We start from the raw sequence: 15,197 nt of genomic DNA on the forward strand, positions 1-15,197 counted from the left end.
TTTTCTTCCAATTCTTCAGGACGATCAATCTGAATGCCAACGTGTCCGTAAGATTCCGCCAGCTTGACGAAATCTGGCAGTGAGTTCATATAAGATTGCGAATGACGCCCCGAATAAATCAAATCTTGCCATTGTTTTACCATTCCTAAAAAGCGATTGTTTAGGCTAATAATCACCACAGGAATGCCATATTGTTGCGCCGTGGACAGCTCTTGAATATTCATTTGAATGCTGCCGTCCCCCGTTACGCACACCACCGTTGCCTCTGGGTGAGCCAATTTCACGCCTAATGCCGCTGGCAAGCCAAAGCCCATTGTGCCAAGCCCGCCTGAGTTGATCCAATGACGTGGCGCATCAAAAGGATAATGCAAGGCAGCGAACATTTGGTGCTGCCCTACATCTGATGCCACATAGGCTTTGCCCTTGGTTAGACGATAGACAGTTTCAATCACCTGCTGTGGTTTAATCACGCCACTATTGCGATCAAAATCCAAGCATTTCACCGCTTTCCATTCATCAATTTGTTTCCACCAATCGCTCAGATCCGCTTGGGATTTAGCTAAGTTATCTTCTTCTAATAAAGCTAGCATTTCGTTTAACACATTTTCTGCACTGCCCACAATCGGGATCGCTGCTGGTACATTTTTAGAAATGGACGTTGGGTCAATATCAATATGCACCACTTTGGCATTCGGGCAATATTTTTCCAAATTATTGGTGGTGCGATCATCAAAACGCACGCCAATGGCGAAGATTAAATCACTGTGGTGCATTGCGTTATTCGCTTCGTATGTGCCGTGCATTCCTAACATTCCTAAGAACTGTTTATCCGTGCTTGGAAATGCACCTAATCCCATTAAAGACGCAGTAACCGGCAAATTTAACTGCTTGGCAAATTGGCTAATTTGCTCGCTACAATTTGCTGTGATCGCACCACCGCCAAGGAAAAGCACGGGCTTTTTCGCCACCAATAAGGCTTTCAAGGCTTTTTTGATCTGCCCTTTATGCCCTTGCACTGTCGGGTTATAAGAACGCAAGCTGATTTCTTGCGGATAGGTATAAGTATATTTATTAGCCGGGTTTAGCACATCTTTCGGCAAATCAATCACCACCGGCCCCGGACGACCTGTGGAGGCAATATAAAACGCCTTTTTGATCACTTCAGGCAAATCTTCTGCCCGTTTTACCAAAAAGCTGTGTTTCACCACAGGGCGAGAGATCCCCACCATATCGCATTCTTGGAACGCATCACTACCGATCAAGCCAGACATTACTTGTCCAGAAATCACCACCAAAGGTACAGAATCCATATACGCAGTGGCAATCCCTGTAATGGCATTGGTTGCCCCGGGGCCCGATGTAACTAACACACAGCCCACTTCCCCTGTGGAACGTGCATAGCCGTCTGCCATATGCACGGCGGCTTGCTCGTGGCGAACCAAAATATGCTCAATGCCGCCTAATGTGTGGATAGCATCATAAATATCCAACACCGAGCCACCGGGGTAGCCAAATACAAATTTTACGCCCTGATCACGCAAGGATTGCACAACCATTTCCGCACCTGATAATTTTTTCATTGTTACCTCGCAAAAATTTGCGGAATTTGCACCGCACTTCTGTTTTTTCATTAACGATGATTATTTGTAACGGATTGAGAATGGCTTGTCTAGCAAGATTTGAGTGAAAAGAGTGGTGATTTTTCAGAATAAATTTCTAAAAATTTTGCAAATTCGATATTTTATAAAATAAAATTCAGCTTAAAATAAAAAAATGCGACAATCTGCCGCATTTTATAAAATAGACGAAATAAAATTTTATTTCTGATTTTGTGATCTAGATCACATTTTATCGTCTTTTAAATAAGAAAATGAGTGCAATCAAGGTGATTGCTGTAGCAATAAAGCCAAACACGCCTGATGCGGTGTAACCGACCACAAGATAGCCCACAATGGTTGCAGCGGCTAAGGTTAAGGCATAAGGTAACTGGGTGGTAACGTGATCCATATGGTTACATTTCGCCCCAGTGGAAGACAAAATGGTGGTATCGGAAACTGGTGAACAGTGGTCGCCACATACCGCCCCTGCCATTACGGCTGAAAGACAAGGCAACATTAATTCTGGCGCGGCATTGGCGGCAATGGCTGCAGCAATTGGCAACATAATGCCGAATGTTCCCCAGCTTGTTCCTGTTGAGAACGCCATTACTGCGCCTAATACGAATAATAACGCAGGCAACACTGCCACAGGTAAATTACCAGAAACAAGGCTAGATAAATACGTTCCTGTTTTCATATCGCCCACAACATTGTTAATTGTCCAAGCGAAGAATAAAATCAAAATCGCACCAAGCATTGATTTCACGCCAACGATCCAAGATTTGGCGTATTCTGCAAAACTCACTTGACGATCAATCAAAATACAAAGGGTTGCCACAACGATTGAAGCACAGCCACCCACCACTAAGAAATCCCTACCGTAGTGTTTTCAAATGCGCCTAATACAGAGAAAGGCTTGCCATCTGCAGCGAGAGCTTCATTACCTGTGTGCAACATCATAAATACCGTTGCACCAATTAAGGTAACAATAGGTAAAATCAAGTTGCGAACGTGGCCTTTCACGCCGTTTTGCTCATCTTTATCTTCTTCTGCTCTTTCAAGAGCAAGTTTTTCGTGTCTTGCCATTGAGCCAATATCGAAAGAGAAATAGGCCACGAAGAACACCATTAAAATAGAGAAAATCGCGTAGAAATTCATCGCACTCATCGCCATAAATGCCCCAATTGGGGTGTAATCCGTAATGGCATAAGTAGCAAGCAAGCCTGAAATTAAGGTGATAATGTACGCGCCCCAACTTGAAACAGGCATAATCACACACATTGGCGCGGCGGTGGAATCCAAAATATAGGCTAATTTTGCACGAGAAACTTTAAATTTATCTGTAACAGGACGGGCAATCGCCCCCACCGCAAGGCTGTGGAAATAATCATCAATAAAAGTAACAAAGACCAAAGAAGCCGCCATTAATTTCGCGCCACGGCGATTTTTAATACGCTTTTGCGCCCATTCCGCAAAGGCACGATTGCTACCTGATACCGTTAAAAGTGCGGTCAAAATTCCCAATAATAATAAGAATAAAATGATGTTGATGGTATCAAAGTTCCAACCGTCATCACCATATACCAAAGATTGCACGGTATTCTTTAAATAAATCGCTGTGTTGGCAATATTGAAATCTGCCAACATTAATGAGCCAATCACAATACCAATACTTAACGATAAAATGACTTTACGGGTAAAAATTGCCAATAATAAGGCTAACAGGGGCGGGACAACCGACCAAATTGATGTGGAATAATCTAAGAGTTCCATTATTGTTCTACCTAAGAATAAGGGAGAACCACTGAAGTTTACTATTTTAAAGAAGGGTGAAAATTTAAAATAAAAAGGCAGGCAAAATTACCCAACCTAACCAGTAGCGCTCCATAGTTGTTAAAAAGACTATGACAGTAACGTTTCTTTCGAAAACGCTCCCAACCAATTAAAACGACTTTTAATTGATTTCGGCAACTATTCCTTTCCTTTTTCCTCATCGTTATCCACTCAGAAAAAATACTTATAATAGTCGCTCCTCTACATAAGTAGGATCTCGCAAAGATTACAATAAGCAAGGAAAAATGCAAGCATTATCCATAAAAAAGCGATAACTTTTTATCTAAACATCATCTCACTGCACGCAAAGGATTGCGTTATACGAAAATGAAATTTATGTAAAAAACTTGGCAAAATAACACCGCACTTTTATAAAGGAAATAAAAAGAATGAAACATTAAATAACATTTGCTATTTACCTTGAATAATATTTTCGTTATTATAGCTACGTCCTTATTAATTTAATATCATACTTTGGGAGATTTAAAATGAGTGATTTATTAAGATCATTAAGAAATATTCGTAGTTTACGCGCTGTAGCAAAAAATCTAGATGTAGAACATTTAGAAGAAATCTTAGAAAAAGTAAAACTGTACTTGAAGAAAACGTGAAGAAGTGGCACAAGCTGCACAACAAGAAGCAGAAAGATTAAAATCCCTTGCTGAAGTGCATAATTTCTTAAAAGAAAAGGAATTACACCTGAAGATTTAATTTCAGAGCAAACTGCAGCACCAAAAGCACCACGTCAAAAACGCCCTGCTCGTCCAGCGAAATATCAATTCACTGATGACAATGGCAACGTAAAAACCTGGACTGGTCAAGGCAGAACCCCGCTTCCAATTCAACGTGCATTAAATGCAGGTAAATCATTATCTGATTTTGAAATTTAATTTCTTACGATAAAAAGTAAAGCCCCTTGGCTTTACTTTTTTTTCATCTCAAAAAACCTTACCACACACAAAATTATGCGAGAAAATAAAATTCTTCTAACTGATTGTCCTGATGATAAAGGACTCATCTCAAAAATAACCAATATTTGTTATAAACACCAACTCAACATTATTCATAACAATGAGTTTGTCGATTTTGAAACAAAACATTTCTTTATGCGAACGGAATTGGAAGGGATTTTCAATGATGAAACCTTGCTTGCTGATTTAACATTTAGCCTACCAGCAGGAACAAATTGCCAATTAATTAGCACAAAAAGAAAACGCATTGTTATTTTAGTCACCAAAGAAGCCCATTGCCTTGGTGATATTTTAATGAAAAATTATTACGGTGGTTTAGATGTTGAAATCGCTGCCGTTATTGGAAATCACGATACCCTAAGAAATTTAGTGGAACGTTTTGACATTCCGTTTCATTGTATTAGCCACGAAGGATTAACCCGCGTTGAACACGATAAATTATTAGCGGAAAAAATCGATCAATATGCGCCAGATTATATTGTGTTAGCGAAATATATGCGTGTGTTAAACCCTGAATTTGTTGCCCGTTATCCAAATCGAGTAATTAATATCCACCACTCTTTCTTGCCTGCGTTTATTGGCGCAAGACCTTATCATCAGGCTTATGAACGTGGGGTAAAAATTATTGGTGCAACTGCGCATTTCATTAATAATGAATTAGATCAAGGCCCAATTATTATGCAAAACGTAATTAATGTGGATCACACATACAGTGCTGATGCAATGATGCGTGCAGGGCGTGATGTGGAAAAAACCGTTCTCACCAAAGCCTTAGATCTCGCGCTACAAGATCGGATCTTTGTTTATAAAAATAAAACAATTATTCTCTAAAAATAATGCGGTGCTTAAAACACCGCATTTATTTGATTAATTAAAAGGTATAAGTTAAACGTAAATTAAAGGAACGCGGATTACCCGGCATTGAATCGGAACGCCAATAAGCTTTATTCAATAAATTTGATACCGCCAAGGTGATATTCACAGGGTTCAAGTTATATCCCACCATCGCATCAACACGCGTAAAACTTGGCAGAATGGTTTGTTTATTGTTATTGAAATAATAACGTTTTCCTAAATGGGTTACTCCTGTTTCTAAATAGAGTTTTTCTGTTGGCACATAACGCACAAACAGGTTACTCGTGAAATTTCCCGTATTATTTAAAGTGCGGTTGTTATTTTGCGGATTTTGTTTATCTTCCTTAATTTTTGCAACCATCCAGCCTACTGAAGAACGGATATACCATTTCGGTGCGAGCTGCCCTAATAGGCTTAATTCCACACCTTTGGATTGATCTTTTCCACGCACCGCCCAAACATCAAGAATATCTTTATTAGGACGATAACGAATATTACGGCGTTCTAATTGATAAGCAGATAAGGTAGTACTTAAGGTTTTGTCAAACCAATCGCTCTTAATGCCCACTTCATATTGTTGATTATATTCGGGTGAGGCATTAAACACGTCTTTTTGATCGGTGCTAATCCCTAAATAGCCACGCCCTCCATAAGGTGAGAAACTACGGTTAAAGGAGGCGTAAAGCGTATGTTCTGGTGTAACTTCCCACACAACGCCCACATTTGGGCTGAAGGAATGCCCTTTTGTATCACGGCATTCTTGCTTAATATTTGTGGAGTTAAAACGATAAAAATCGTAACGCCCGCCTAATAGCACTTTTACGTTATCGGTTAATGAAATTAAATCCTGTACAAAAATACCTGTACTATACGCTTTATGGCGATTATTTACCGTCGCATTTGGGTGCTGACGAGCTGGCCATTGATGTCGGTTGAGAAAAGGATCAATTTCTTGATTACGCAAAACAGCCAAAATAGGGTGGCGTTCTTCCTGACTATAATCCAGCCCAATGGTTACTTTATGCTTAAAGCGAGCTGTGTCAAATTCGCCATTAAAGGTAATATTATTGGTGAACGTTTTATTTCGTGTTTTTTGCCACGCATAGCTTTGCTTTAACGTTTTATCCGTTGCAGAATAAGTTCCTGCAAAATAATGATCAAAATCCTGATCTGCTTGGCGATAAGCCAGCTGCCAATTGACCATCCATAAATCATTTATAAAATATTTGAGATCCGAACGCCAAACTTGCAATTTATCATCGACATAGTCTCCATCACGGAAAAAACTATTTCGATAGCCTATTCCCATTTCATCATAAACAGATTTAGCTGGATTGCGATCTGGAATACGCCATTGATAATCGTAGGTATATTGCCCAATCCATTGTAGTCGCCCATCATCACTTTGTAGGCTAATGCTTGGCGAAAACATTCTCCCCTTATTTCTAACCCCATAGCGATAAGCCTCTGCTGCAGAAAGCTCACTAGTTAAACGCACTGCAACATTTTCGTTAATTTTTTGGTTCACATCTAAGTTTACACTGCGGCTATTCCAAGAACCATAGGTTACGCCAATATTTCTGCTGGTTGTAAAATTAGCAAATTTACTGACCATATTAATCACACCACCACCATTACTGCGTCCGTATAAAATTGACGATGGGCCTTTTAAAATCTCAACCCGTTCAATATTCGCGGTGCTACGGCGAACTTGACCACTCTCACGAATCCCATCACGATAAATATCACTCGCATCAGCCTGAAAACCACGCAAGTAAATATTTTCACCACGCATATCATAGGTGGCATCAATCCCCGCATTTCCCTCTAAAATAGAACTCAAATCATTGGTTCCATAATTTTTATTTTTCTGAATGTTAATCACATCAACAGTCTGCGGCATTTCTTTGATCGTAAGAAGATTGCGTGTTGCCTGTGCTTCTTCATACCCCACATAGCCCTTTGTGTTGGCGGTTTCCTGTGTGGTAACAACATCAATCGTTGGTAACACGGCCATATACTCTGTTGATGAAGAAATTTCCTCCGCATATAACACCTTGCTAGAACAAACACTTATAACTAAAAGTGCGGTCGTTTTTAAAGGAAAATTTAGAGGGCAAGCTAGTTTCATAAAGTTAGAACTCCTTATCTATTGAACAACAGCCACCTATTCTATTGATAATAATTATTAATTCAACAAATAATAATTATTTTCATTTACATAATGGATAAAATTTCTATATAATCACCGCATTTTTAACCTCCAACCAACATACAAATGAGCAAAACAACAGCAAAATGGATGCGGATTTTGCACCGCTATTTCGGATTTTTATTATTAGTCATTATGTCGATTTATGCCCTGACTGGCATCGTGTTGATTTATCGAGATACCAACATTTTCAAACGTTCAGTCTATATCGAAAAAAACATTTCCCCCCAACTCACTGAACAACAGCTTGGGCAGAAATTACGCATAAAAAATTTATTGATCAGCGAGAAAAAAGATGACGTGCTTTATTTTAAGCAAGGGGAATATCACAGCAAAACGGGGGAAGTAAAATATCACGCAATGGAATACCCAGGCTGGCTCGCTGAACTAAATCGCCTACACTTAGGCAATTCGCAATATCCCTATTCTTGGCTCACTACCCTTTTCGGCATTTCTCTGCTCTTTTTCTGCATAAGCTCCCTATGGCTTATCCCAGGCTCAAAGAAAATGCTAAAACGTAGCCTATGGTTTATCCTGACCGGTGCAGTAATGGCTATGGTTGTGATTTTGACGGATTAGGGGAGGCGAGTGCGGTGAAAATAAGGCGATTTTTTCGCCTTATTCTGGTTTGGTTTGAATTTCTTGCGAAAATGCTTGCAAGCCTTGTGCGTTGCCTGATTTCACCATGGCTTGCATTGCTTGGGTTGGGGTGTGAATCAATTTATTCATTAGTTTGTAGCTTAATTCTTGCAAAATTTGCTCCGCACTTTCACCTTGCTGTAAGGCACTCAAGGCTTTTTCTAGCATTTCTTGGCGGGTTTGCTCCGCTTCCTCACGATAACGGCGAATTAAATTAGAAAATTGATGCACCTTGAGCCATTCAAAAAAGGCTTGGTTTTCTTCGTCAATAATCTGTTCTGCTTCGGCGGAAGCCTGTTCGCGCTGGGTGAGATTGCGCTGAATGATATTCTGCAAATCATCAACAGTGTAATGATAAACGCTTTCCACTTCGCCTGCGCTTTCTTCTACATCACGTGGCACGGCAATATCGACAATTAGCATTGGATTATAGCAACGCTTTTTCTGTGCTTGCTGCACCATTGCTTGACTGATTAGGGTGTTTGGGCTGCCTGTTGAGCTGATCACAATATCGGCCTGATCTAAGCCTGCTTGAAGATCATCTAGCCCTACCACACGAATTTTCTGTGCTGATCCCAGTTTTTCTACTAACTGTTCAGCGCGAGCAAGGGTTCGGTTGGCAATGGTTAAACTTTTCACGCCGTGGCGTAATAAATGGCGTGCCACCAATTCAATGGTTTCGCCCGCACCGACAAGTAAAATATTCAGCTGACGTAAACTATCAAAAATCTGACGGGCGAGCGTGCAGGCGGTATAGGCCACCGACACGGCATTTTCACCGATACTGGTTTCCGTGCGCACACGCTTTGCCGTGGAAAAGGTTTTTTGGAATAAGCGAGAAAGCTGGCCAGAAATCGCCCCTTGATGTTGCTGATAATAATCTTCACTCAGCTGATAGGCTTGCTTCACTTGCCCTAAAATTTGTGGTTCACCCAATACAAGGGAATCCAATCCGCACGCGACACGCATTAAATGTTGGGTGGCGAACTGATTTTGTTTGACATAAAGGCTGTGGTTGAGTTCTTCTTTATCGATCTGATGAATTTCGCTCAGCCAATCAATACATTGGCGTTGCCATTGAGCATCATCTTGTGGGGAAATGGCTTTATTATGAAAATACACTTCCGTGCGATTGCAGGTGGACAAAATCACAGCACTGTCTGCCAAAGCAGCTTGCTCGATTTGTTGCAACGCCTGCTGACGTTTCTCATCAGAAAACGCCACTTTTTCACGCAATGCCACAGAAGCAGTTTTATGGTTAATGCCTAAAACAAGAATTGTCATAAATTAATTGAAATTTGACCGCACTTTCGGTCAAGCCCCCACAAAATAAAAAGAAAGAAAATAAAAACTTGCTCATTCTAAGCAATTATTTACCCTTGAGCAAATCGGATTGCCCTTTCCTAGCAAAAAGCAACACTTTTGTTTAATTTAACCCTGATCTTTTAATTTTCGCCATTGGGTAAATTGGGTTAAATTTTCCGCCTGTAAAAAAGGATTAATCCGTTTTTCTAATGCTAAGGTAGTGGGCAAACTCGGTTGATTCTGTTGGCGTAATGTTGCAATTTTTCTCGTATAATCGGTTAGAAAGTCAGACGAGCCTAACAGGTTCTCGGCAAACTGTAAATTACTTAAAGTATATTCGTGCGCCGGGCAAACAATGGTGCTATCAGGCAAGGCTTTGAGCCGTTGGAGCGAATCAAACATTTGTGCGTAATCCCCTGTAAACACGCGTCCGCAACCGCCTGAAAATAAGGTATCGCCACAGAATAAATGACCGTCCACCACAAAACTCACGTGATTTTCCGTGTGGCCGCCCGAGGACAGCACTTGGATTTGATAATGCGTGGTGTGAATTTCCCCTTCATTAATGATTTGCGTTGCGCCCAAGTCTGCGGTTTCTTGTGGGCCAAACACAGGGACATTGGGATAATGCTGTTTAAATTCTGCCAAGCCGCCAACGTGATCTTGATGCTTATGGGTAAGCAGCACCGCTTCCACTTCAAGCTGATGTTGCTGTAAATAAGCAAGCAAAGGCGCGCTTTCTGAGATGTCGATCACAATTACAGGTAAATTTTCTCGTGCATACAGCCAAATATAGTTATCATCAAGGGCAGGAATGGGTACTAACATATTGATCCTTATTAAAAATGAAGTGGAATATTCTAAACAATGCGCAAATAGAAACACCGCTAAGCTGGCAACAGGTGCCACAAGGTGAGCGCTATTGTAGCCTAATTCAGCAATATTTAACAAAACACTTTGCACAAATTTCGGGAGATTATTGCCTCAAATTGGGCGCGTTAAGTGGCGAAGTGGCGTATTATCCTTGCGATCAACAAATTATTGTGAGCGAAAAAATTCCGCAAAATTTGACCGCACTTTCACAATGCCCACACATCGATTTAGTGCAAGCTCAAGCCACGGCGCTACCTTTTATTGATGAATGTTTCTCTGCCTGCTTGCTTGCGCACGGCTTGCATTTCACCGCTGATCCGCACCAAGTGTTACGCGAAACTACGCGCACGCTCAATCAAGATGGAATCTTATTTCTTTCCTTATTTAATCCGCTCAGCCTATTTTCCCTTAAACAACATTTGCCTTTTGGCAAAAATAAATTGCCGTTTCACCCTTATTTTGCCAGTCGGATTGTGGATTGGCTGAGCCTGCTCAATTTCGATCTGCTTGATCAGCAATGCTTATCCTTGCAAGGAAACCCCCATTATTTTGGCGAAATGATGATCATTGTGGCCCAAAAACGCACGTTGCCAATGACCTTAAATCCCCAAACATCGCCCTTTTCCCCTGTTCTCAACCCTGCCAATGCTTTTCGCCAAGCCGCCAAAGCGGAAAGGCTCATCAAAAACAACTCATTGAAATAACAAGCTGGTTTTGCTTTTTAACAGGATTTCCCCTTGCTGAACAGGCGAAACTTGCCTATTATGCACGGCTCAATATGATTCGCCTCTTAGATAACGAATAATACGAAATGACGGAGAACACGAAATGACCGAACAAACCTTTATTCCCGGCAAAGATGCCGCCCTTGAAGACAGCATTGCAAAATTTCAGCAAAAATTGACCGCACTTGGCTTTGATATTGAAGAAGCCTCGTGGCTCAATCCCGTGCCGAATGTTTGGTCTGTGCATATTCGTGATAAAGATTGCCCGCAATGCTTCACTAACGGTAAAGGGGCGAGTAAAAAAGCGGCGCTGGCTTCTGCTTTAGGGGAATATTTTGAACGCCTTTCCACCAACTATTTCTTTGCCGACTATTACCTTGGGCAAGCACTTGCCAATGCACCTTTTGTGCATTATCCCAATGAAAAATGGTTTGAAATTGAAGATGAAACCGAGCTGCCCGAAGGCATTTTAGATGAGCATTTATTGGCTTATTATGATCCCAATGGCGAATTGACGCCAGATTTATTGATCGATCTCCAATCGGGCAATGCAGAACGTGGCATTGTGGCAATGCCTTATGTGCGTCAATCGGATAACCAAACGGTATATATTCCACAAAGCATTATCGCTAATCTTTATGTTTCCAATGGAATGTCCGCAGGCAACAGCTTGTTTGAAGCACGTGTGCAAGGGCTTTCAGAAGTGTTTGAGCGTTATGTCAAAAATAAAATTATTGCAGATGCCATCAGCTTGCCACTTATTCCGCAAGATGTAATGGATCGCTACCCTACGGTGCAAGAAGCCATTGCAACCCTTGAGCAAGAAGGCTTCCCAATTCTCGCTTATGATGCGTCCTTAGGGGGAAAATATCCTGTAATCTGTGTGGTGTTGCTCAATCCACAAAATGGCACTTGCTTTGCCTCTTTCGGTGCGCACCCTAATTTTGGCGTGGCCTTGGAACGCACGGTAACCGAATTATTACAAGGGCGTAGCTTGAAAGATCTTGATGTGTTCACACCACCTTCTTTCAACAATGATGATGTAGCAGAACACGCCAATTTGGAAACGCACTTTATTGATTCAAGCGGTTTAATTTCTTGGGATTTATTCAAACAAGAGAGCGATTATCCTTTTGTGGACTGGGATTTTTCTGGCACAACGGAGCAAGAATATCAAAATCTGATGGCGATTTTCCAAGCGCTCAATCAGGAAGTCTATATTATGGATTATCAACATCTCGGCGTTTACGCTTGCCGCATTATTGTGCCGGGAATGTCGGATATTTACCCTGCGGACGATTTAATTTACGCCAATAACAATATGGGAATGGATTGGCGTGAAATTTTGCTTGATTTACCACACTTCCATCACGATCAAGACACTTATCAAGAATTGCTTGATGAGCTTGACGAACAAGGCATTGATGATGCCTCTCGTGTACGCGAATTTATTGGTATCGTGCCACCACCAAAATCGGGCTGGACAACCCTACGCATTGGTGAACTCAAAGCAATGCTCTATCTTGCTACACAAGATTTAGAAAATGCCTTAGATTGGGCAAACTGGACGCTAAATATGAATCAATCCGTGTTTCCCCCAGAGCGTGCGAATTATTACCGCTGTTTAGTAAACAGCCTAGAATTATTCCTAGATGAAAACCGCGATCCCGCTCAATATCGTGCGGTATTTGAGAAAATGTATGGCAAAAGTGCGGTGGAATTTGCTTGGAATGCCATTCAAGGTGGCAATCCGTTCTATGATTTATTGGCTGATGATGAGCATTTACAACAATTCCACGCACATCAAAAATTACTCAACGCCTATCATAAATTGCAAAAAGCCAAAGCAGACTATTGGAAAGCAGAGAATTAAACCCTATTTTGTGATCTGCCCCAAAGAAATTATGCTTATTTAATGCTAGGATATTAGCGTTTTTTATTACTAACAATAAGGAGTTTTTATGCAAAATTGGACACCTGAAATGTGGCAATCAGCCTTAGTTGGCTTAGTCGTTGGTTTGATTCTCGGTTACTTATTATTGCGTCTCACTAAAGGCTCAGTAAAAAACAACTGCAAACAGAAACTGAGTTAAAAAAAGTCAAATCTGAACTTGATCAGCAAAAGCAAAATCTGGAAAAACACTTTTCAGAAAGTGCTGAATTACTCAAAACCCTTGCACAGGATTACCAGAAACTTTATCAGCATTTAGCCAATTCTTCAGCGGAATTACTTCCTCAGCTAGAGAATAAAATTCTGTTTGAAAATCAATTAGAAGATAAAAAAGCAGAACAAGATAAGACCGTTGCTGAAAACAATTCAGAAGAAAATCCTCCAAGAGATTATTCTGAAGGATCATCAGGCATCTTAAAGGCCGAAAAATAGCTCTTAATAATTTCCTAACCCTTTGAAAAACGGTGAGTTTTAAAACAACTCTCCGTTTTTATTGTTCGCTAATTTCAAGAATATATAAAACCCATTAAACGAATCAGATTTTAGTGTAAAATACGAAGCCATTCTCAATTAAAAAGATGTAAGGATATTTCTATGGCATACACCACTTTCTCACAAACCAAAAACGATCAACTCAAAGAACCAATGTTCTTTGGACAAAATGTGAACGTCGCCCGTTACGATCAACAAAAATATGAAACCTTTGAAAAACTGATTGAAAAACAACTTTCTTTCTTCTGGCGTCCAGAAGAAGTGGACGTGTCTCAAGATCGCATTGACTATGCTGCACTGCCAGAACACGAAAAACATATTTTTATCAGTAACTTAAAGTATCAAACCCTGCTTGATTCCATTCAAGGTCGTAGCCCAAATGTGGCGCTATTGCCATTGGTTTCTATTCCTGAACTGGAAACGTGGATCGAAACTTGGACATTCTCTGAAACCATTCACAGCCGTTCATATACGCATATTATTCGTAATATCGTCAATGACCCGTCCATCGTTTTTGATGATATTGTAACTAACGAAGAAATCATCAAACGCGCAAAAGACATCTCCGCCTATTACGATGATTTAATCCGCGACAGCCAGCTTTACAGCCTTTATGGCGAAGGCACTTACACCGTGGACGGCAAAGAATGCGTCGTCACTCTGCGCAATCTAAAAAAACAACTTTATCTCTGCTTAATGAGCGTAAACGCCTTAGAAGCCATTCGTTTTTATGTTTCCTTTGCTTGCTCTTTCGCCTTTGCGGAACGGAAATTAATGGAAGGCAACGCCAAAATCATCAAATTTATCGCCCGTGATGAGGCACTACACTTAACGGGAACACAGCACATTCTCAACATTATGGCAGCTGGACAAGATGACCCTGAAATGGCAGAAATTGCCGAAGAATGCAAACAAGAGGCTTATGAACTTTTCTTAGCTGCCGCAGAACAAGAAAAAGAATGGGCAGATTATCTGTTCAAAGATGGCTCAATGATTGGCTTAAATAAAGATATTTTGGTGCAATATGTGGAATACATCACCAATATCCGTATGCAAGCAGTCGGCTTACCATTGCCATTTGAAGCGCGTTCAAACCCAATCCCTTGGATCAACGCGTGGTTGGTGTCGGACAATGTACAAGTCGCCCCACAAGAAGTGGAAGTAAGTTCTTATCTTGTTGGTCAAATTGATTCAAAAGTTGATACCAGCGATTTCGGGGATTTTGAGCTGTAATAAATTTATGGAAAATTCTGACCGCACTTTCAGATAACTAAAAGTGCGGTTATTTTTCTTTGACGTTGATAAGTTCCATTTTTCTAAACTTTTATTTTCATTCGGGGCAATTTTACACGGGGAGTAAAACGGTTAAAGTTTTTACCTCATAACTCCAACTCCAAATCACTTTCCACTTGGCAGCAGCAAAGTAGCACTTCGTTTTCATTTACAAAAGCAAGTGGTGGTTCATTATAGCGGACTTTACCCTTTTTATTTTTGTGCGGCAAGTACCGCAATAACCCGAACGGCACTGATATTCTGGATAAATGCCGTGGATTTCTAATTTTTGGTAGTAACGGCATTTCGTGTGGTGTTCAAGGTAATTTTTGTTTTAATAGGGTGATTTTCATTTTTTAAAGTGAGATATTGAAATAATCGTATTTGAGTGAAATTTTCTTTTTCTGCGTTAAATTATTTTTCTTTGAGATTGATAACGGGTTTCGCCGTTGGCGACTTCCTTTCTTTTGC

9 protein-coding genes, 4 pseudogenes and 1 riboswitch are annotated in these 15,197 nt (G+C 40.6%); of the genes and pseudogenes, 7 read left to right on the plus strand and 6 right to left on the minus strand.

Annotated features, from left to right (window positions below):
• Both C3Z13_RS10770 and C3Z13_RS10775 read right to left on the minus strand, forming a co-directional pair.
• The coding region (locus tag C3Z13_RS10770; RefSeq protein WP_103855913.1) for an acetolactate synthase 3 large subunit at positions 1-1,580 on the minus strand (1,580 nt) is incomplete at its 3' end.
• Between the two features lie 268 nt (positions 1,581-1,848).
• Positions 1,849-3,371, minus strand: a pseudogene (locus C3Z13_RS10775) (Na+/H+ antiporter NhaC family protein).
• Positions 3,372-3,467: 96 nt separating this feature from the next.
• Positions 3,468-3,643, minus strand: a riboswitch (Lysine riboswitch).
• Positions 3,644-3,919: 276 nt separating this feature from the next.
• Here C3Z13_RS10775 and C3Z13_RS13065 point away from each other — a divergent pair.
• Positions 3,920-4,321, plus strand: a pseudogene (locus tag C3Z13_RS13065) (H-NS family histone-like protein).
• A 75-nt stretch (positions 4,322-4,396) separates the two neighbouring features.
• Entirely contained in the window at positions 4,397-5,233 is an 837-nt protein-coding gene (purU, locus tag C3Z13_RS10785) for a formyltetrahydrofolate deformylase (protein ID WP_103855914.1), read from the plus strand.
• 40 nt (positions 5,234-5,273) lie between these two features.
• On the opposite strand, the gene C3Z13_RS10790 is transcribed toward purU, so the two are convergent.
• The gene (locus tag C3Z13_RS10790) at positions 5,274-7,388 is read right to left on the minus strand and encodes a TonB-dependent receptor (protein ID WP_103855915.1); all 2,115 of its coding nucleotides are present in this window, start codon (positions 7,386-7,388) and stop codon (positions 5,274-5,276) included.
• Between the two features lie 147 nt (positions 7,389-7,535).
• Between C3Z13_RS10790 and C3Z13_RS10795 the strand changes: the two genes are divergently transcribed.
• Complete coding sequence (locus tag C3Z13_RS10795) at positions 7,536-8,048, plus strand: PepSY-associated TM helix domain-containing protein (RefSeq protein ID WP_103852951.1); 513 nt, start codon at positions 7,536-7,538, stop codon at positions 8,046-8,048.
• A gap of 39 nt (positions 8,049-8,087) precedes the next feature.
• Here the strand turns inward: C3Z13_RS10795 and hemA are convergent, their stop codons facing one another.
• Both hemA and gloB read right to left on the minus strand, forming a co-directional pair.
• Entirely contained in the window at positions 8,088-9,392 is a 1,305-nt protein-coding gene (gene hemA / locus C3Z13_RS10800; protein WP_103855916.1) for a glutamyl-tRNA reductase, read from the minus strand.
• Positions 9,393-9,539: 147 nt separating this feature from the next.
• Complete coding sequence (gene gloB / locus C3Z13_RS10805; protein WP_103855917.1) at positions 9,540-10,241, minus strand: hydroxyacylglutathione hydrolase; 702 nt, start codon at positions 10,239-10,241, stop codon at positions 9,540-9,542.
• 17 nt (positions 10,242-10,258) lie between these two features.
• Between gloB and C3Z13_RS10810 the strand changes: the two genes are divergently transcribed.
• The 4 genes and pseudogenes from C3Z13_RS10810 (at position 10,259) to nrdB (ending at position 14,687) form a co-directional block, all read left to right on the plus strand.
• On the plus strand, positions 10,259-10,990 hold the full coding sequence (locus C3Z13_RS10810) for a class I SAM-dependent methyltransferase (protein WP_103855918.1): 732 nt from the start codon (positions 10,259-10,261) through the stop codon (positions 10,988-10,990).
• 124 nt (positions 10,991-11,114) lie between these two features.
• Entirely contained in the window at positions 11,115-12,884 is a 1,770-nt protein-coding gene (ycaO, locus tag C3Z13_RS10815) for a 30S ribosomal protein S12 methylthiotransferase accessory factor YcaO (protein ID WP_103855919.1), read from the plus strand.
• An 88-nt stretch (positions 12,885-12,972) separates the two neighbouring features.
• Positions 12,973-13,394 (plus strand): annotated as a pseudogene (locus tag C3Z13_RS10820) (Z-ring associated ZapG family protein).
• A 162-nt stretch (positions 13,395-13,556) separates the two neighbouring features.
• On the plus strand, positions 13,557-14,687 hold the full coding sequence (gene nrdB, locus C3Z13_RS10825; protein WP_103855920.1) for a class Ia ribonucleoside-diphosphate reductase subunit beta: 1,131 nt from the start codon (positions 13,557-13,559) through the stop codon (positions 14,685-14,687).
• 146 nt (positions 14,688-14,833) lie between these two features.
• Here nrdB and yfaE read toward each other — a convergent pair.
• A pseudogene (gene yfaE, locus C3Z13_RS10830) lies at positions 14,834-15,079 on the minus strand (class I ribonucleotide reductase maintenance protein YfaE).
• Positions 15,080-15,197 lie beyond the last annotated feature (118 nt).

Source organism: Avibacterium endocarditidis (assembly GCF_002921145.1).
Classification (GTDB): Bacteria; Pseudomonadota; Gammaproteobacteria; order Enterobacterales; family Pasteurellaceae; genus Avibacterium; species Avibacterium endocarditidis.

Bases quoted from the DNA above. Each gene is read 5' to 3' on its own strand.
- C3Z13_RS10795 (WP_103852951.1), top strand. From the start codon at position 7,536: ATGAGCAAAACAACAGCAAAATGGATGCGGATTTTGCACCGCTATTTC.
- C3Z13_RS10790 (WP_103855915.1), bottom strand. From the start codon at position 7,388: ATGAAACTAGCTTGCCCTCTAAATTTTCCTTTAAAAACGACCGCACTT.
- C3Z13_RS10810 (WP_103855918.1), top strand. From the start codon at position 10,259: ATGAAGTGGAATATTCTAAACAATGCGCAAATAGAAACACCGCTAAGC.
- hemA (WP_103855916.1), bottom strand. From the start codon at position 9,392: ATGACAATTCTTGTTTTAGGCATTAACCATAAAACTGCTTCTGTGGCA.
- purU (WP_103855914.1), top strand. From the start codon at position 4,397: ATGCGAGAAAATAAAATTCTTCTAACTGATTGTCCTGATGATAAAGGA.
- gloB (WP_103855917.1), bottom strand. From the start codon at position 10,241: ATGTTAGTACCCATTCCTGCCCTTGATGATAACTATATTTGGCTGTAT.
- ycaO (WP_103855919.1), top strand. From the start codon at position 11,115: ATGACCGAACAAACCTTTATTCCCGGCAAAGATGCCGCCCTTGAAGAC.
- nrdB (WP_103855920.1), top strand. From the start codon at position 13,557: ATGGCATACACCACTTTCTCACAAACCAAAAACGATCAACTCAAAGAA.